Raw genomic sequence first — 18,274 nt, forward strand, 5'->3', positions numbered from 1 at the left:
TATGAGCGAAGGAATCAGCCCTGCGATTGACCGTCTAGTAGACGACTTAAAACGTCTACCCGGAGTAGGTAAGAAAACCGCGCAACGTATGGCGTTTTATTTATTGGAGCGCGATCGCGAGGGTGCACAGCGCTTGGCTGATTCCCTACATCACGCTGTTGAGCGTGTGGGTCATTGTAAACAGTGTAGAACCTTGACAGAGGAACCTCTGTGCCGCATTTGCGCAAATCCAGCGCGCAGTGAACAGGGCACCTTATGTGTTGTCGAGACACCTGCCGATGTCCTCGCAATCGAACAAACCTCGCAGTTTAAAGGGCGTTATTTTGTGTTAATGGGTCACTTGTCGCCGTTAGATGGCATCGGACCTGAAGATATTGGCTTAGATGAACTCGAAGCACAGCTCAAAAGCGCTGTGATTGAAGAAATCATTTTAGCGACTAATCCTACCGTTGAAGGCGACGCCACGGCTCACTACATAGCCGATATCGCCGAATCTCTTAATGTAAATACATCGCGTATAGCGCACGGTGTGCCCGTCGGTGGCGAGCTTGGTTATGTTGACCAGGCAACACTTGGACATGCGTTCACGGGACGTAAAAAGTTTGGTTAACGCTTGAAATCGCCTACATCGCCCCCATTTCTGACATGAATAGGTGGTTGAAGTAGGAGAACACAATTATGGCGGAAGCCGCTCAAACGCAAAAACATGGATTTCAAACAGAAGTTAAGCAGTTGCTTAACTTAATGATCCATTCTCTATATTCAAACAAAGAAATCTTCTTACGTGAGCTCGTTTCAAATGCGTCCGACGCAGCCGATAAGCTTCGCTTTAAGGCGCTCAGCGATAATTCGCTGTATGGCGACGATGGCGATCTGCGCGTGCGCATTACGATCGATAAAGAGAACCGTACACTGACTATCAGTGATAACGGTATCGGTATGACACGCGACGAAGTGATGACTAACTTAGGTACTATCGCTAAATCAGGCACCGCTGAGTTTTTCGGCCAGTTGTCGGGTGATGAAGCGAAAGACAGTAAGTTAATCGGACAATTTGGCGTGGGCTTTTATTCGGCGTTTATCGTTGCGGATGAAGTGACCGTACGCACACGTTCTGCTTATGAGCCTGCAGAAAACGGCGTCGAGTGGAACTCTAAAGGTGAGGGCGAATTCGAAGTTGCTGATACGCAGAAGTCGCAACGTGGCACGGATATCATTTTGCGCTTAAAAGATGATGCAGACGAGTTCCTAGACGATTTTCGTATCCGCGGTGTGATTAATAAATATTCGGAACATCTGAGTATTCCTGTACAGATGTGGAAAGAAGCGGTTGAAGAGCAGAAAAATGATGATGGCGAGGTGATTACGCCAGCACAAGATGCTCGTTGGGAAACCGTGAATTCTGGGCAAGCGCTGTGGACGCGCGATAAAGCCGATATCAGTGATGAGGAATACAAAGAGTTTTATAAAACGGTTGCGCATGATTTTGACGATCCGCTGTTGTGGAGCCACAACAAAGTCGAGGGTACCCATGAGTACACCAGTCTTCTGTATGTGCCTAAGCGCGCGCCATGGGATCTTTGGAACCGTGAACAACAGCAAGGCGTAAAACTCTACGTTAAGCGTGTCTTTATTATGGATGACGCTGAGCAATTAATGCCGACGTATTTGCGTTTTGTTAAGGGGCTTATTGATACCAATGACTTGCCTCTAAACGTATCGCGTGAAATCTTACAAGACAATAAGATTACTCGCTCAATGCGGAATGGTAGTACCAAGAAAGTACTACAAATGTTGAAGAAGCTGGCTAAAGACGATGCAGAGCAATATCAAGGCTTCTGGGATACCTTTGGTAACGTATTGAAAGAAGGCCCAGCAGAAGACAGCGGTAACCGTGAGCGTATCGCAGAATTATTGCGTTTTGCTTCGACTCATACCGATGAACAGACGCAAAACGTGAGCCTCGATGATTACCTTGAGCGCATGAAAGAAGGTCAAGATAAGATCTATTATATTGTGGCGGATAGCTTTGAAGCTGCAAAGAACAACCCAGCGCTTGAGATCTTCCGTAAAAAAGGTATCGAGGTACTGTTACTGTCGGAGCGCATCGATGAGTGGTTAATGAGCCACTTAACTGAGTTCAAGGAAAAACCGTTGCAGTCTGTTACGCGTGGCGATTTAGACTTGGGTGACTTGGATGATGAAGAAGACAAGGCTGAGCAGGAGAAGTCAGAAGAAGCCTTTAAAGCGCAATTAGAACGTTTTGAGAAGGCGTTGGGTGAGCGAGTGAAAAAAGTGCGTGTGACACACCGCTTAACCAACTCACCTGCATGCATCATCACCGATGATCATGACATGAGCACGCAAATGGCTAAGCTGATGGAAGCTGCGGGTCAAAAAGTACCTGAAACCAAGTATATTTTTGAGGTTAACCCCGATCATCCTTTAGTCGTAAAAATGCAAGGTAAAAACGACGAGGAATTTGCTGAGTGGGCACAGGTTCTGCTTGATCAAGCGACCCTTGCAGAGCGCGGAAACCTTAAAGATCCAGCGTCTTTCGTTGCACGTCTTAACAAGCTGATGCTCAACGCATAATCACGCTATAGCGCACAGCAACAACCGCTTGCTGTGCGCCTCTTTTCTTGTAAAAACGCCCTCATCGGGGTAAAGTTCCCATCAGACACTTGAATACAATTATAAACGAGGCTGTTTATGCGCATTATTTTGCTCGGCGCTCCGGGTGCGGGAAAGGGCACTCAAGCTCAATTTTTGATGAATACCTTTGGTATCCCACAGATTTCTACGGGTGATATGCTCAGAGCAGCAATCAAATCCGGTTCAGAGCTTGGAAAGAAAGCAAAACAAGTAATGGATGCGGGACAATTAGTCTCGGATGAAATTATTATCGAATTGGTAAAAGAGCGGATTGCTGAACCTGATTGCCAAAACGGTTTCTTGCTCGACGGTTTCCCTCGAACGATTCCACAAGCGGACGCAATGCGTGAGAACGGTATCGAAGTGGATCACGTATTAGAATTCGCAGTGCCGGATGATGTTATTGTCGAGCGTATGAGTGGTCGTCGTGTGCACCCTGGCTCAGGTCGTGTATATCATATTAAGCACAACCCGCCTAAAGAAGAGGGTAAAGACGACGAAACCGGTGACGACTTAGTCATTCGTCCGGATGACCAAGAGCAAACGGTACGTAAGCGTCTTGCGGTCTATCATGAGCAGACTGAACCTTTGGTTGAATATTATCAATCACTCGCAAAAGAAACCGACACCGAGTATCATCGTATCGATGGAACTCAGCCAGTCGAAGCTGTTAGCAAGGAGCTCGGTGCTTTACTCAAATAATTGAGTACACTGTAAGGCTTTGATGAAGGCTCACCCATAGGTGAGCCTTTTTAATTTTCAGCATAATAAAGTTAATGAGAGAAGACTTATGGCCTCCCTTACGATAACAAGTCTATACGCGGGTATCCTCGCATTGATCTACATTGTACTCTCGGTGCGGATTATTCAATTACGCTGGCGTCACCGCGTAGGCATTGGCACCAATAAAGTGGAAGAACTGCAGCGAGCTGTCCGTGCGCACGGAAACTTTATTGAGTATGTTCCATTAATGCTACTGATGTTTGCCCTGATTGAGTTTAATGGGGTGGGTAGCACATGGGTATATGCCCTAGGTGGCGTGCTGACCGTCGCACGTATCGCTCATGCGTTGGGACTCTCCTCAAGTGCGGGGGTTTCGTTACCGCGTACTATCGGTGTGGCGGGCACATTCGGCGTATTACTGCTACAGGCGGGTATTTTAATCGGCATTTTTGTAGGTCAGGCATAGGAGGCGTTGCAGTGCAGGAGTTAGCCCCAGGGATTTCCTATCTGGCGTCGCAAGGTGAGGTAAAAGGCACCTGTGTACTGCTTCACAGTTCGCAAAGCTCAAACGCCCAGTGGAAGTTACTCGTGCAAAGCTTGAACAGCGAATACAATATCGTTGGCATTGACTTGCTCGGTTATGGGCGCGCCCCACAGGTCGAGTCCGCATCACATTTTCGCTTACAGCAAGAGATTGACCGTATTGAAGATGTGCTGGTACCTATCTTAGGTGACCAGCCATTGACTTTGATTGGGCATTCGTATGGCGGTGCCGTTGCGCTGAAAATGGCGCAACAAAAACACGTTAATGTCGAACGTGTTGTGGTGTATGAGCCGGTGAGCTTCCATGTTCTAGAGGAAGATTGTCCAGGCATGCAAGAAATACGACAAGTGAGTGATGCGATGCACGGCAAAGATGAGGTAGAATGCACGCGCACATTTATTGATTACTGGAACCAACCTGGATATTTTGATGCTCTGCCGACACGCGTTCAGCAAGCAATGGTTGCACAGTCGGCAAAAGTCGCGCTTGATTTTGATGCGCTGCTAAACGATGAGTTGAACCTCGATGATTATCAACAGGTTGACGCCCCCGTACTTATTATTCAAGGCGAGTATACACGCCGCAGTGCGCGCGCGGTGGTGAAAGCGCTATCGACAGCGCTGCAATCAGTAACGGTAAAGCGCGTCCAAGCAGGACACATGGGACCTCTTACGCATCCGGCTGAGGTTAATCCGCTCATTCTTGACTTTATTTAGGGTGTTGTAAGTCATGGCCAATCGCTCGCATGAAATAAGAAAGCTCGCTAAACTCACTGGTCCTATACTTGTCGCGCAATTGACACAAATGCTGATGAGCGTAGTTGACACGGTGATGGCGGGTCGCAAGGATGCGGTGGATTTGGCGGCCGTTTCAGTAGGTGGCAGTATTTTTGTACCAGTCACTTTATTAATGTTTGGAATTGCACTTGCACTAGCCCCTATCGTCTCGCACTTTGATGGTTCAAAGAAGTACCGCCGTATGGCGAATATGTTACAGCAGGGGTTTTATGCCTGTGCCATATTTGGTGTGCTCGCCTTAGTGGTTCTGCAATTTTCGCCGTACATCCTAGACTGGATGGAAGTCGAAGATAGATTTAGGCAGGTAACCCTGGACTACGTGAACTACATTGCGTGGGGTGTGCCCGGTTTCGTTCTCTACGTGATCTTACGAAACTTCTGCGAGGGGCTATCGAACACCATGCCATCCTTAGTGATAGGCTTTATCGGGTTACTGATTAATATCCCTGCTAACTATATTTTTATTTATGGTCACTTTGGTGCTCCTGAATTAGGGGGAGCGGGGTGTGGTCTCGCATCGGCTTTGGTGTTTTGGGGAATGGCGATCTCAATGGCGATTTATGTATTCACCAGTCGCCGTTACAAGAAGCTTCACCTCCTAAGGCGTTGGTATCCACCTAAATTTGATGACGTGGCTTATATTATAAAGATTGGTTTCCCCATCGCGATGTCGTTATTTTTTGAGGTGAGCTTATTTGCGGCGGTTGCATTACTGATTGCACCGTTAGGTCCGACGGTGGTTTCTGCTCACCAAATTGCATTGAATATTAGTTCGCTGGTGTACATGGTGCCGCTCAGCATATCCATGGCTGTCACGCTTCGGGTCGGCTTTGCGTTGGGCGCTGGTGAACCTAAAAATGCCATGTTGAGCTTTAAAATTGCCATGGTATTCGGCATGGTGTTTGCTGCGGTCAACGGTGTCATCATGTATCTCGGTGGCGCTTGGCTGGCAAGTTTGTATACGCCTGACACGGCTATTATTAATCTTGCCGCAACGTTAATGGGACTGGCCGCTATCTTTACCATGTCGGATACGTTCCAAGCCGTTGCTATGGGGACCTTGCGAGGTTACAAAGACACTAAATGGCCTATGATCATGGCGTTTATCTCCTATTGGCCGTTTGGTTTGACCGTGGGCTATATTTTAGGACGTACCGACTGGTGGGTGCCGCGCATGGGTGCAGCAGGCTTCTGGATTGGTTTTATCAGTGGCTTAACCGTTGCCGCGGTGATGTTGACGATTCGCTTGCGCCACGTATCCAAGCATTACGAGCGCAAGCAGTTCGAGCAAGCGGTGAACAACGCCACTTAACGGTGGCGTTGTTGTAGTACCTCAAGCACTTGTTCGAGATTTAAATCGCTGGCTTCTAGCGTCACGAGCAAGTGATACAGTAAATCTGCACTTTCATTGAGCAGTTCATCTTTATCCTGCACTGTGGCTGCAAGTGCCACCTCAACGCCTTCTTCACCGACTTTTTGTGCGATACGTTTAATCGGTTGGCTAAGTAGCTTGGCTGTATAACTGTCGTCGGGTGAAGCACCCCGGCGCGCCTTAATAATGTTATTCAGTTGTACTAGAAAAGGAGCAGGTGCCTCGGCAAAGCATGAGCGTGTTCCCAAATGGCAGGTAGGTCCTTTGGGCACGGCTTGGACAAGAATCGAGTCATTGTCACAGTCGCGGTATGCACCGGTGAACTGTAAAACATGACCCGACTGCTCACCCTTTTTCCACAGTCGCTGCTTGCTGCGGCTGTAAAAGGTCACGGCTTTGGTTTGCAAGGTCTCGAGCAGTGCGTCACGGTTCATATAGCCTTGCATGAGCACTTCGCCTGTTAGTACATGCTGTACGATGCAGGGAATGAGCTGATCCATTTTTTCCCAAGCCAGTTGGTCTACTGTGCTTTCAGTAATCAGCATGTTACAAAACTCCTTGTTCGATTGGGCGAATGGCAATGCCTTCTTCAATCAATTGCTGCTTTAGGTCGGCCATGGCGATGATACTCTTATGAAATACCGAGGCGGCTAAGGCGCCATCAACATCCGCTTGTTTAAACACCTGGGTAAAGTGCTCAATTGCGCCCGCACCGCCAGAAGCGATCAAGGGCACTGAACAATGGCGGCGTATTGCCGCAAGTTGCTCAACATCGTAGCCATTACGCACGCCATCTTGATTCATACAGTTAAGTACAATCTCACCGGCACCGCGACGAATGACTTCATTAACCCAGTCCTTAGTTTGCCATTGCGAGCGACGTGATTTGCTCTCATCGCCTGTAAATTGATGCACTTCATATTCGCCGCTGTCTGCATTGTAGAAGCTATCGATACCAATGACGACACATTGCTGGCCAAACTCATCTACCATCTCGTTGATGAGGTCAGGGTTCATCAATGCAGGTGAATTAATTGATAGTTTGTCAGCGCCCATAGATAGCAGCTCACGACCATGCGCGAGCGTCCGGATGCCGCCGGCAACGGTAAACGGGATATCGATTTCCCGAGCGACTCGTTCTACCCAGCTTTTATCCACGGTGCGACCGTCAGACGAAGCGGTTATGTCATAGAAGACCAATTCGTCGGCGCCAATTTCAGCGTAGCGTTTGGCAAGCGGCAGAATGTCCCCAATTAATTCGTGGTTACGGAACTGAACGCCCTTGACTACTTGACCATCGCGAACATCTAGGCAGGGGATGATGCGTTTTGCCAGCATTCGATTGCCTCCTCTAAACTAAATGCACCTGTAAGCAATGACTTACCTAAAATCACATGGTCGCACTGCGCCGCTTTAAGGCGTTGAATGTCATCAATACTATTCACACCGCCAGATGCCTGCCACTGAATGGCTGGAAAACGCGCTTTATAGTTTTGATACAGTGCCACATTGCTGCCTTGCATCGTACCGTCACGGCTAATATCTGTGCACAATACATGGCGACAGCCAACCGCAGAGAAACGCTCGAGTATGTCGTCTAATGTGACTTCGCTTGACGATTGCCAGCCATGGGTTGCCACACGTGCGACGCCGTCGTCATCAATATTGACATCCAACGCGAGTACGATGCGTTCTGCACCGAATTGATTAAACCAGGCTTCAACTTGTTCTGGATCGGTGACCGCTTTGGAGCCAATCACAACGCGCTCAATACCACAGGCGAGAATTTCTTCAATATCGGCGGTACTACGAATGCCACCACCCGCCTGACAACTGAGCGAGGTTGCCGCGCAAATCGTGCGAAGCGTTTCAAGTTGACGATTTTGCGGGTCCTTTGCACCATCCAAGTCGACTAAGTGAAGCCATTGGGCCCCAGCGGCTTGATAACGTTGTGCTTGTTCAACGGGATCCACATCGAAATTGGTTTGTTGACTGAAGTCGCCTTGGTACAGGCGTACCACGCGACCTTCAATCAAATCTAATGCGGGTATCATCATAACTCGTTCTCCAAAAAGCGTTTTAGCATGGCGCGACCGATGCTGCCCGAGCGCTCGGGATGAAACTGAGCACCAATAAAGTTGCCATTGCGGATCATGGCTGCAAACGTATCGCCATACTCACAGGTCGCGATGGTGAAATCGTCCTTTGCTACCGCGTAGCTGTGCACAAAGTAACAATATGGATCGGTTGCTGTTTCCAGCAACGGATTGTTGTTACTTGCACGGACGTTGTTCCAGCCCATATGTGGAAGAGGGCGATCACCAACTTGCATGCGCTTTGTTTGAGCAGGAATCAGGCCTAAGCACGCTACGTCACCTTCTTCAGAATGCGCGGTCATCAGTTGCATACCGAGACAGATGCCTAAAGTGGGTTGCGTGAGTGCCTTAATGGGTTCAATTAACTGTTTTCGTTGCAAATTGCGCATCGCAGCCGCTGCGGTACCAACTCCAGGTAAAATCACGCGGTCAGCAGCACTGATGGCCGCAGCATCGTCAGTGATTTCAGGCTGATAGCCCAGTCGCTCGATGGCAAATTTTACCGAGGTAAGGTTCGCACACTCGGTATCTACAATCACAATTTTCACGCGAGCATTCCTTTACTTGACGGTAACTGTTGGTCGCCGGTTTTTGCCACGGCTTGACGCAGTGCGCGACCAAATACTTTAAACAAGCTTTCTACTTGGTGATGCGTATTGCCTTCGGTGGTCGATAAGTGCAGGCTAATTGCCATCGCATCTGTCAGCGAACGGAAAAAGTGTTCAACCATTTCGGTCGATAGCTCGCCGACTTTGTCGCGAGTGAAGTCGGCTTGCCATTTAAGATAAGGGCGCCCCGATAAATCAATTAAGCACTCTGCGCGGCACTCATCCATTGGCAAAGCAAAGCCAAATCGACCGATCCCACGTTTATCACCGAGCGCCTGACGAAGCGCCTGACCTAAGGCGAGTGCGGTGTCCTCGATAGTGTGGTGATCATCAATGTGCAAATCACCGGTTACATTGACAGTTAAGCTAATGCCCGCGTGTGTCGCGATTTGTTCAAGCATGTGGTCAAAAAAACCAATGCCTGTTGAAAAAGCACGTGGTGCTGCGTTATCAAGGTCTACCGCGATACGAATATCGGTTTCGTGTGTGGTACGCACGACTTCAGCCGCGCGTGAGCGTTGAGTCAGTTCGCGCACAATCGAGTTCCAGTCTGTAGTGCTGCGATCGTAGCGAATGCCGCGGATACCCATACTCTCAGCTAGTTTGATATCGGTATCGCGATCACCAATCACATAGCTGTCGGTGAAATCGATAAGACCCTGCTGCAAGTATTCTTGTACGAGTCCAAGCTTGGGTTTACGACAACTGCAGTTGTCTTCCTCAAAGTGTGGGCATATCAATACGTCGTCAAAGCGCACGCCTTGGCTTTCAAAGATCGCCATCATTAGGTTATGAGGGGCATCAAAATCCGCCTGTGGAAAGCTGTCCGTGCCCAGCCCATCTTGGTTGGATACCATAACCAGACGGTAGCCGGCTTGCTGCAGTTTCAGTAGTGCTGGAATGACACCCGGTTCAAACTCGAGTTTACTGACGCTGTCTAACTGTTTGTCGACAGGCGGCTCAAGCACGAGTGTGCCATCGCGGTCGATAAATAACCAACGTTGCTGATTCATTGATTCTCTCCAAAAAAGCGTTTCAGCGCGTCGATAACAAGCGTGTTTTCGCGCTCGTCGCCGACACTAATGCGTATGGTGTTACTGAGTCCAAGCTGCGCTGACTGATTTCGTATCAAGATACCGTCTTGTTGCATCGCCTGCATCAGGGGCTCAGCGTCGGCGACTCGATAAAGTAAAAAGTTTGTCTCGCTATCGGCGACCAATGCCATCGGTAGAGCGTCCAACTCAGCGCGAATACGTTGACGTTGGTCAATCGTGCGTTTTACGTCGGCTTGCACGCGTTTAATACCCTCGGATGATAACGCCTGACTGGCTACTTGAACCGTTAAGTCGGGCAGTGGGTAAGGAGCGAGCACCTTTTGCAATACTGCAATCACGTCTTGATTAGCGAGTGCAAAACCACACCGCGCGCCTGCTAAAGCAAAGGCTTTTGATAGCGTGCGCAATACCACCAAATTAGGGTATTTCGCTAACCAGTCAATGACACTCGCCTCAGCACAAAACTCAATGTAGGCTTCATCGACGACCACTAAGCTGGTAGTGGCAAAGTTTAGCACTGCTTCAATATCGTCTTGTGCAAGTCGGTTACCGACTGGGTTAGACGGTGAACATAAAAAAATCAATCGTGCATCGGCACAGCGTTCTTTAATGCCGTCTAGATCGAGCTGGTACGACGAAGTCAATGGCACGGTTGTGACTGCGGCACCATGCGTTTGCGCTGAAATCGCGTACATACCATAGGTGGGTGGGCAAATCAGCACACTGTCTTGCTTGGGCTCGCAAAAGGCTTTGATTAAAAGCTCAATCGCTTCATCTGAGCCGCGACAACTGAGCACTTGATCAGCCGTTACGCCAGCATAATCAGCGTAGGCTTGATTGAGTGTTTGTGACTGAAACGCAGGATAGCGGTTCAGCTGTGAACAATCCAATGCATAGTCGTACGCATAAGGTGATTCATTGGCGTTTAACCAAACCGAGCCGCCACTCATTGAACGCCGCGCTGATGCATACGGCACCAAGGTTTTTAAGTGAGGTCGCTGTAACTGTTCGGCTAAGCTCATGAGTTGCCCTCCTGCGCTTCGAGGCGAATGGTAACTGCACGTTTGTGAGCATCCAAACCTTCAATGTCGGCCAATGTAGTAATACTCTCGGCGAGTTCGGCTAAACCTTCGCGGGTCACTTCCTGCAGTGTGTATCGGCGATAAAAATCCAACAGCCCTAAGCTACTGTAGTTCTTCGCGTAGCCGTAGGTAGGCAAAACGTGGTTAGTGCCTGTTGCATAGTCGCCCCCCGATTCGGGCGTGTAGTGCCCAACAAAGATCGAACCTGCCGTGGTTAATTGCGCGCTTAATTCTGCCGCATCCTCGGTTTGTACAGCAAGGTGCTCAGGAGCGTAACGTTGCGTAACGGCAACAGCCTCAGCTAAGCTCTGCGTGACAATAAGTCGACTCGAGGCGAGTGCTTGTCGCGCAATATCAATGCGCGGTAATGCGTTGCACTGTGTAACAAGTTCCGCTTGCACTGCGCTCGCAACCGCAGCTGATGGTGTCACCAAAATAACCTGTGAATCGGGGCCGTGTTCGGCTTGAGATAATAAGTCTGCCGCGACAAAGCGTGGGTTGGCGGTGTCGTCGGCGAGTACCAGTAATTCAGACGGTCCTGCGGGCATATCAATGCTAATACCACTGTCATTTTGGCTTAGCTGTTGTTTAGCCTCAGTTACAAACGCATTACCAGGACCAAATACTTTATCAACTTTGGGCACTGACTCGGTACCATATGCGAGTGCAGCTACCGCCTGCGCGCCACCACACATCACTAACGTTTCGATGCCACATTTTTCTGCAGCATAGACGACCTCTGGTGACATCTCGCCTTGTTTGTTGGGTGGAGTCACCAGGACGCGTGTTTTACAACCGGCAATTTGTGCGGGTACGCCGAGCATGAGTGCAGTCGAAGGCAAGGTCGCTGAGCCACCTGGGATGTAAAGGCCAACCGACTCAAGCGCAGTGTATTTTAGTGTGCACTGGACGCCCGGTGAAGTTGTTAAGGTAATGTCTTCAGGCGTTTGCGCTACGTGAAACGCACGAATGTTGTCATATGCTTTATCGATCGCTGCCTTCGCCCGATCAGAAACCTGTGCGAGCAGCGCTTGCTTTTGTGCGTCGTCTAACACCAGTTGTTCGATATCGGCACAATCAAATTGACGGGTGTAGTCCAATAGTGCAACGTCGCCCTCGAGTTTAATACGCTCTATAATGTTGCGTACTGTCTCTTTTAATTGCGCCGAACGGCTTTGCTCAGGGCGAGCAAGCGTTGCTTGCTGCTCCGAGCGAGTAAGTTGTGACCATTGCGTAATCGCGATGTCTTGTAGCGTTAACATACCAGCTATCCCATCATTTTTTCGATTGGTAATACGAGTATTGAGCTGCAGCCTAAGTCTTTTAAGTCTTCCATCGTTTCCCAGAACAGCTTTTCTGTACTCACCACGTGTACTGCGACTTGCTCGTCAGTGTGGCTCAACGGCAATACAGTGGGGGTTTCTGCTCCAGGTAATAAGGCGTTAACTTCATCAAGGCGATTTTTGGGCGCGTGTAGCATGATGTACTTGCTCTCTTTCGCCATTTGAACGCCATCAATACGGGGTAATAGCTGGTCCATCATCGCCTGCTTTTCGGCGGATAATGGGTTAGCATTTTGAATCAACTGTGCCTGAGATCGGAAAATAACCTCTTTTTCGACCAGGCCGTTGGCTTCGAGTGTGGCACCCGTTGACACTAAATCGCAAATTGCATCCGCAAGACCCGCACGTGGTGCAACTTCAACTGAACCGGTTAAAACCACGTTCTTTGCTTTGATACCGTTGTTTTTCAGGTAACGTTGGAGTAAGTACGGGTAAGTACTGGCAATGCGTTTATTCTGTAGGTCTTCGATCGAGTTGTAATCGCTCTCGCGCGGTACCGCAATAGATAAACGACAACCGCCGAAGTCGAGGCTACGCAATGCTTTGTAGTCGGCATTTTCGTTGACTGCCGTGCGTTCAAGCGCAACTTCTTCTAACACGTTTTCGCCGACTAAACCCAGATCGACAACACCGTCCATCACAAGGCCTGGGATATCGTCATCACGAACTCTAAGCAAATCAATTGGGTGGCTGGTGCTGTGTGCGATGAGGCGCGCTTCATTGATGCTGAATTTAACACCGCAGGCATTGAGCAAAGATAAAGACTCTTTGCTGAGGCGGCCAGACTTTTGAATCGCTATAGTAAGTCGTTCACTCATTGATCTACTCCTAATAATAAAAAAACCCTTCGAAAGCTGCCTTTCGAAGGGTTGTATAGTCATGCGAAAGGCTAGTCAAAAAACGGACTAGCCTGAACAAAGAACGTAGCTAGCCCAATAAATTCCAATGATGATGGTGGTGGCGCTGGCTTAAGTTCATTTGCTCGCTTCCTTATAAAAATGGATTTAACTGTAAAGTTGTATAGCACTATAAATAAAAAAAAGCGCGAACGCAACTCTATTGATGCATAAAATTTCGACGATAATAGTCTAAACTCATGACTATTAAACGGCTGGAGACGCGAAATGGTGAATTTCGATGCAATGATTCCTCTTATCCCAAAAGATTCGCGTATCCCTGTGAGTCACAATGAAGAGCAATTGAAAGTTGAGCAAGTGGAAAAATCGCAAAAGTTGGCAGAGGTAGAGAAAGAGCAGGAGAGCGCAGTGGGTGACCGTGAATCGGAACACTCTGGACAAGGTGCGCAGCAGCAGGGTGGTGAAAAGCCGAGCGCACAAGAGGATGATGACGAAGAGCGTGGTAGTGATGGGCATATTGACACCTATGCCTAGTAGACACTCCCTATTGCCGTACAAATTTAAGCTAAAACGCGCGCCGTGGCAGGGGGATTTAAGATTAACAGCGCACTGGCAACTATGTCATACTATGGGGCTTTAATCGGTCTAAAATAGAATTAGGTGTGGGCATTTAATGAGCAAAGTGGCAGCTGTTTTTACGCCCGAGGGTCAATTGGCAAAAGCGATAGAAGGCTTTCAGCCGCGCGATGCTCAGCTTACCATGGCCCAGGCTATCGAAAAATCCATCCGTAAAAAAAGTACGTTGGTCGTTGAGGCTGAGACCGGCACGGGTAAAACCTTTGCTTATCTCGCCCCGGTGCTACAAGCCAAAGGCAAAGCGATTATTTCCACAGGCACCAAGGCACTGCAAGAACAGCTGTATCACCGTGACTTACCAACGTTAAGGGCGGCGCTGGCGCCTGAAAAAGTGATCGCGTTGCTCAAAGGACGGTCAAATTATCTGTGTACTCACCGTCTCGAACAAGCGCAGTTACAAGCGAGTCAATTTAATAGCGAAACGCAGACCAAGTTAGTTAAAGTCAAACGTTGGTCGACGCAAACCCGTGACGGCGATATTGGCGAACTCGTAGTGTTGCAAGACGATCCGCAACTTACAGCTTTAGTCACCAGTACCAAAGACAACTGCTTGGGGCGAGAATGTCCTAACTACGATGATTGCTATCTCGTTAAAGCGCGAGATGAAGCCAAACAGGCCGATGTGGTGGTGGTTAATCACCATCTATTTTTCGCAGATCTGGCGATCAAAGATACTGGCTTTGGCGAAATCATTCCTGAATCGGATACGGTGGTGTTTGATGAAGCGCATCAGGTGCCCGATATTGCGAGCCAATACTTTGGTGATTCGTTGTCCTCTCGGCAATTAATAGAGATCGCCGACGAAGTACAACGACTCTGTTTAACCGAGCTCAAAGATCTGTCGCAGGCGGCACAAATGGCTCGGATCCTCACGCAAGTCGTTCGTGATTGGCGGTTGCAGTTTCCATCGGATCCAACCCGTGGTAACTGGCGCGATAAACGTGACGACGCGGCGATGACCGAGGTGTGTAGTCGCGTGGCAGAAAAGCTCACGTTATTTATTGATGTCATTAAAACAGCGCGCGGACGCCATAAGGAAATGGACAGTCTGATCGAGCGCGCTGAAGAAGCGTATGATTTATGGCAACAGTTAATGCAGACCGATCAAACGGGCTATAGCTTTTGGTTTGAGACAACAGTTCGACACATTGTATTGCATCAAACGCCATTAAGTGTTGCCAAACGGTTTGGTAACTTGGTCAAACACAGTGATAGGGGATGGGTATTTACCTCCGCTACGTTATCGGTTAACGAGAAGTTCGATTATTTTGTCAATCGGTTAGGGCTATGGGACGCCGAAACCCTCGTACTTGCGAGCCCATTCGATTTTGCTAATCAAGCAATGTTGTGCTTGCCACGCTATTTACCGCCCGCAAATCAGTTCAACCGTGATCAACACTTGGCTGAACTCGCGCAACAATGCATTGAGGCGAATCAAGGTGGGACGTTCTTACTCTTTACCAGCCATAGTATGTTAAAGCGTGTGGCGGCCTTACTCGACGAAAAAATTGACCGACCCATTCTGGTGCAAGGCGAGGGCAGCAAACGCAGTATTTTGCAAAAATTCACTGATGCGGGAAATGCTGTGTTACTGGGCACTTCATCATTTTGGGAAGGTGTTGATGTGAGAGGTGCCGCACTACGGTGTGTTATTATTGATAAATTACCCTTTGCCTCACCCGATGACCCGTTGCTTAATGCCCGTGTAGAAGACGCCAAACTTCGTGGTGTTGACGCGTTTCACACGATTCAGCTACCCGAAGCCATTATTGCGTTGAAACAAGGGGCCGGCCGGTTGATACGTGACCAGCGCGACTCGGGTGTGCTGCTGGTGTGCGATGACCGTTTAGTGACGCGCCAATATGGTGCTCGTTTTATAAAAAGTTTACCGCCAATGTCGCGGACGCGTGACCTGAGTCGTGCGATGCTGTTTTTGAAGGATACCTATAATGAAACCAACGCTACTAGCCATTGATACGTCGACAGAAAATTGTTCGGTCGCGTTGCAGATAGGCGATAAAGTGATCAGTCGCGAAATGGAGAGCCCGCGGGAGCACTCGCAGCGTTTGCTACCTTTTGTTCAAGAGGTGCTGAAAGAAGCCGATACGCAATTAAGTGCAGTTAACGGCCTTGTCGTTGGTGTCGGACCTGGTAGTTTTACTGGCGTTCGTATCGGCGTTTCGATAGCGCAAGGGTTAGCATTCGGCGCGGACTTGCCTGTGCAGTGTGTCAGTAGCCTTGATGCGATGGCTATTGAAGGTGTACGTAAACACCCGACTGACTGGGTTATCAGTGCCATTGACGCGCGTATGGGCGAAATTTATTGGCGCATTTATAAGCGAAACGGCGAACAACTAACAACGTTTGCCGGAGCCCAGGTCAATAAGCCCGACCAGTTAAATTTAGCTGAACTGCTGTCTGAGTATGGCTTTCAAACGAACGAGTCAATAGGCTATGTGGGTACGGGGTGGCAAACTTATTATCCGCAGTTAGTGGCCACCATGCCGACCGCGCCAGACTCGCTCGAATGCACGTTACCGACAGCGGCAGCGATGTTGGTATGGGCTGAACAGCATAACCAACAGGCGATATCGGCCGATGAACTTGAACCCCTGTATGTTCGTAATGAAGTTACGTGGAAAAAGTTGCCAGGTCGTTAGCTTGTAGAATTCATTGGAACTCGCCATAATAAATCGAGTCAAAGTATTTTAAGGAGCCTTCTGTGAACCCTGTGTCATCAAGTTCTATTAATGGTGTACAAGGCTATGTTTCGCCCAGTCGTCGTGCTGCGTCAGATGAACGCAACCGTGTCGATGAGCAAACGGATCAGCAAAAAGTAAGTGCTCCGATTGAAATTCCAAGTCGACAACAAAGCTCTGATCAAGCGCGACGTTGGCAAGATTTAAACATTGTGTACGATCAGCCCTCACAGTCTGCTCAAAAAGCGGTTACGGCATATCAAACCGTAGCGCTTAATGAACAACGCGAGCGTGTTGAGTCAATGTTTAGTTTGGACTTGTATGCCTGAGGAGGCGTTATGTTACGTATCGCAAGTTTAACACTGGGTGCGCTGTTATTAGCGGGCTGCAGTTCTTTTCCTGATTCTATTGCAACAGATAATGAAGACGCGTTGGTGTCATACTCGCAAGTGAAGAACAATACGTCAGCCACAGTAGGTCAATCGGCGCGCTGGGGTGGCATTATTGCTGATGTGCGTAACGACGAAGGCTTCACCGTAATTGAAATGGTGCACTTTCCGCTAAAAAGCTGGGGTCGACCATTTGTCAGTGACGATACCGATGGCAGGTTCTTAGCGGTGATTAACGGCTTCGTTGATCCACAAGTCTACAAGCAAGGGCGCAGTTTAACGGTGCTGGGTAAAGTAGGTAAAACTCAAGAAGGTAAGATCGACGAGTACACCTATGTTTATCCAGTCATTGAAGCGACAGGCTATCATTTGTGGCCGAAAGAGGCCGAGCGCGTAGATACCGGGATTGACTATTCACCGTTATGGTTTCGCCACAATTTTTATGCACCCTATCCCTATCGTCCATACTATTACCCATACCCAACACGGGTAAGGGTTCATGACGATAATTCTGGCGGAAAAAACAAGCAATAGCGTGTTGTATCAATCGTTGTTAGAGCGTGCTCAACCGCTTGAGTTCGCGCTCGATTGGGGTTGCCTCAGAGGACTAGGCTGGGGCAACATCGATAATCCTCGCTATCTTCTCATGCACGGGTGGCTTGATAACTGCCATTCTTTTTTGCCGCTTATCGCTCATCTAAACGATTCCGATGAAGGTATCATTGCCTTGGATTGGGCCGGGCACGGTTACTCTGACCATCGACCCGTGGGAAACTACTATCATTTTACTGATTATGCTTATGATGTGTGGCAACTGATAAAAAATCAGCACTGGCGAGACATCACATTGATTGGACACTCGATGGGCGGCTTTGTGGCCAACATAGTCACTACTTTGTTACCTAAGCAAGTTTCTCACTTGGTGCTGATAGAAGCCTTTGGTTTGCTCACAGGAGACAACGACGATGCACATGAGCAATTGTTATCGGGGTTTCAGTCGCGAAAGAAATCACAAGGTGCGCGTTGGCGCCCATACTCGGATAAAGCTCACGCCGTATTAGCGCGAGCAAAGACCGCCGACTTTAGTAATGAATTGGTCGAGGTTATTGTCGAGCGGGGCATTAAAGTGTCGGCTGAGGGTGAGTGGTGTTGGCGCGCCGACCCGCGTGTTCGCACAACATCGCCTTATCGGCTTCCAGCGCGAGCGGTTGAACAAATTTTGAACCAGTTGCGCGTGCCGGTTGTATTAATAAAAGGGAATAAAGGTTACGCTCAATTAAATAAAGCGCTCGCGCAATGGCGTCAATGCGTGCCGCAATTGCAGGTGGTTGAGCTGGCGGGTGGGCATCACGTGCACATGGAATGTCCTGAGGATATTGCAAAGCTGGTGCGCAACGTGTCGTCATCTTAGATTGTGC

The 18,274-nt window shown here is 48.9% G+C and carries 20 protein-coding genes; 12 read left to right on the forward strand and 8 right to left on the reverse strand.

Features of this window, described 5'->3' with window-relative positions; genetic code table 11:
- Nucleotide 1: 1 nt before the first annotated feature.
- The 6 genes from recR to DFP83_RS08430 all read left to right on the forward strand — a co-directional run bounded on the left by recR (nucleotide 2) and on the right by DFP83_RS08430 (nucleotide 6,031).
- Nucleotides 2-610, forward strand: coding sequence for a recombination mediator RecR (gene recR / locus DFP83_RS08405; protein WP_110574767.1), 609 nt, complete (start codon nucleotides 2-4; stop codon nucleotides 608-610).
- Nucleotides 611-678: 68 nt separating this feature from the next.
- Nucleotides 679-2,595: a molecular chaperone HtpG gene (htpG, locus tag DFP83_RS08410; protein WP_110574769.1), complete on the forward strand. Its 1,917-nt coding sequence runs from the start codon at nucleotides 679-681 to the stop codon at nucleotides 2,593-2,595.
- Nucleotides 2,596-2,712: 117 nt separating this feature from the next.
- Nucleotides 2,713-3,357: an adenylate kinase gene (adk, locus tag DFP83_RS08415; protein ID WP_110574771.1), complete on the forward strand. Its 645-nt coding sequence runs from the start codon at nucleotides 2,713-2,715 to the stop codon at nucleotides 3,355-3,357.
- Between the two features lie 88 nt (nucleotides 3,358-3,445).
- Nucleotides 3,446-3,844 (forward strand): MAPEG family protein, encoded by a 399-nt coding sequence (locus tag DFP83_RS08420; RefSeq protein WP_110574772.1) that lies wholly within the window; start codon nucleotides 3,446-3,448, stop codon nucleotides 3,842-3,844.
- 11 nt (nucleotides 3,845-3,855) lie between these two features.
- Nucleotides 3,856-4,638, forward strand: coding sequence for an alpha/beta fold hydrolase (locus DFP83_RS08425; RefSeq protein ID WP_110574774.1), 783 nt, complete (start codon nucleotides 3,856-3,858; stop codon nucleotides 4,636-4,638).
- 13 nt (nucleotides 4,639-4,651) lie between these two features.
- Entirely contained in the window at nucleotides 4,652-6,031 is a 1,380-nt protein-coding gene (locus DFP83_RS08430) for an MATE family efflux transporter (RefSeq protein ID WP_110574777.1), read from the forward strand.
- Here DFP83_RS08430 and hisIE read toward each other — a convergent pair.
- Genes hisIE through hisG form a run of 8 tightly spaced genes read right to left on the reverse strand, consistent with a single transcriptional unit; the run spans nucleotide 6,028 to nucleotide 13,093 of the window.
- Nucleotides 6,028-6,636, reverse strand: a complete 609-nt coding sequence (hisIE, locus tag DFP83_RS08435; RefSeq protein ID WP_110574779.1) for a bifunctional phosphoribosyl-AMP cyclohydrolase/phosphoribosyl-ATP diphosphatase HisIE — start codon at nucleotides 6,634-6,636, stop codon at nucleotides 6,028-6,030. The two genes, DFP83_RS08430 and hisIE, sit on opposite strands and share 4 nt — an antisense overlap.
- Nucleotide 6,637: 1 nt before the next feature.
- The gene (gene hisF / locus DFP83_RS08440) at nucleotides 6,638-7,429 is read right to left on the reverse strand and encodes an imidazole glycerol phosphate synthase subunit HisF (protein ID WP_110574781.1); all 792 of its coding nucleotides are present in this window, start codon (nucleotides 7,427-7,429) and stop codon (nucleotides 6,638-6,640) included.
- Nucleotides 7,399-8,148 (reverse strand): 1-(5-phosphoribosyl)-5-[(5-phosphoribosylamino)methylideneamino]imidazole-4-carboxamide isomerase, encoded by a 750-nt coding sequence (gene hisA / locus DFP83_RS08445; protein WP_110574783.1) that lies wholly within the window; start codon nucleotides 8,146-8,148, stop codon nucleotides 7,399-7,401. Before hisA ends, hisF begins: the two co-directional genes overlap by 31 nt.
- Complete coding sequence (gene hisH, locus DFP83_RS08450; protein ID WP_110574785.1) at nucleotides 8,145-8,735, reverse strand: imidazole glycerol phosphate synthase subunit HisH; 591 nt, start codon at nucleotides 8,733-8,735, stop codon at nucleotides 8,145-8,147. Before hisH ends, hisA begins: the two co-directional genes overlap by 4 nt.
- Complete coding sequence (gene hisB / locus DFP83_RS08455; RefSeq protein WP_110574787.1) at nucleotides 8,732-9,808, reverse strand: bifunctional histidinol-phosphatase/imidazoleglycerol-phosphate dehydratase HisB; 1,077 nt, start codon at nucleotides 9,806-9,808, stop codon at nucleotides 8,732-8,734. The genes hisH and hisB overlap by 4 nt, the downstream gene beginning before the upstream one ends.
- A complete protein-coding gene (gene hisC, locus DFP83_RS08460; RefSeq protein WP_110574788.1) occupies nucleotides 9,805-10,872 on the reverse strand; it encodes a histidinol-phosphate transaminase in 1,068 nt (355 codons plus the stop codon). The genes hisB and hisC overlap by 4 nt, the downstream gene beginning before the upstream one ends.
- Nucleotides 10,869-12,194, reverse strand: coding sequence for a histidinol dehydrogenase (gene hisD, locus DFP83_RS08465; protein WP_110574790.1), 1,326 nt, complete (start codon nucleotides 12,192-12,194; stop codon nucleotides 10,869-10,871). Before hisD ends, hisC begins: the two co-directional genes overlap by 4 nt.
- 5 nt (nucleotides 12,195-12,199) lie before the next feature.
- Nucleotides 12,200-13,093 (reverse strand): ATP phosphoribosyltransferase, encoded by an 894-nt coding sequence (gene hisG, locus DFP83_RS08470; RefSeq protein WP_110574792.1) that lies wholly within the window; start codon nucleotides 13,091-13,093, stop codon nucleotides 12,200-12,202.
- A 306-nt stretch (nucleotides 13,094-13,399) separates the two neighbouring features.
- On the opposite strand from hisG, the gene DFP83_RS08475 reads away from it, so the two are divergent.
- From DFP83_RS08475 to DFP83_RS08500, 6 genes are all read left to right on the forward strand, one after another.
- Nucleotides 13,400-13,666: a hypothetical protein gene (locus tag DFP83_RS08475; RefSeq protein ID WP_110574794.1), complete on the forward strand. Its 267-nt coding sequence runs from the start codon at nucleotides 13,400-13,402 to the stop codon at nucleotides 13,664-13,666.
- Between the two features lie 139 nt (nucleotides 13,667-13,805).
- Nucleotides 13,806-15,743, forward strand: a complete 1,938-nt coding sequence (yoaA, locus tag DFP83_RS08480) for a DNA repair helicase YoaA (RefSeq protein ID WP_110574796.1) — start codon at nucleotides 13,806-13,808, stop codon at nucleotides 15,741-15,743.
- Nucleotides 15,718-16,428 carry a tRNA (adenosine(37)-N6)-threonylcarbamoyltransferase complex dimerization subunit type 1 TsaB gene (gene tsaB / locus DFP83_RS08485; RefSeq protein WP_110574798.1) on the forward strand — a complete coding sequence of 237 codons (711 nt, stop codon included), beginning with the start codon at nucleotides 15,718-15,720 and terminating at the stop codon, nucleotides 16,426-16,428. The genes yoaA and tsaB overlap by 26 nt, the downstream gene beginning before the upstream one ends.
- Before the next feature lie 62 nt (nucleotides 16,429-16,490).
- Nucleotides 16,491-16,796 (forward strand): hypothetical protein, encoded by a 306-nt coding sequence (locus DFP83_RS08490; RefSeq protein ID WP_110574800.1) that lies wholly within the window; start codon nucleotides 16,491-16,493, stop codon nucleotides 16,794-16,796.
- A 9-nt stretch (nucleotides 16,797-16,805) separates the two neighbouring features.
- Nucleotides 16,806-17,390 (forward strand): Slp family lipoprotein, encoded by a 585-nt coding sequence (locus tag DFP83_RS08495; RefSeq protein WP_110574802.1) that lies wholly within the window; start codon nucleotides 16,806-16,808, stop codon nucleotides 17,388-17,390.
- Nucleotides 17,356-18,267, forward strand: a complete 912-nt coding sequence (locus tag DFP83_RS08500) for an alpha/beta fold hydrolase (protein ID WP_110574804.1) — start codon at nucleotides 17,356-17,358, stop codon at nucleotides 18,265-18,267. The genes DFP83_RS08495 and DFP83_RS08500 overlap by 35 nt, the downstream gene beginning before the upstream one ends.
- The last annotated feature ends 7 nt before the right edge of the window (nucleotides 18,268-18,274 follow it).

Origin of the sequence: Idiomarina fontislapidosi, from assembly GCF_003226255.1 — a bacterium.
GTDB classification, from domain to species: Bacteria; Pseudomonadota; Gammaproteobacteria; order Enterobacterales; family Alteromonadaceae; genus Idiomarina; species Idiomarina fontislapidosi.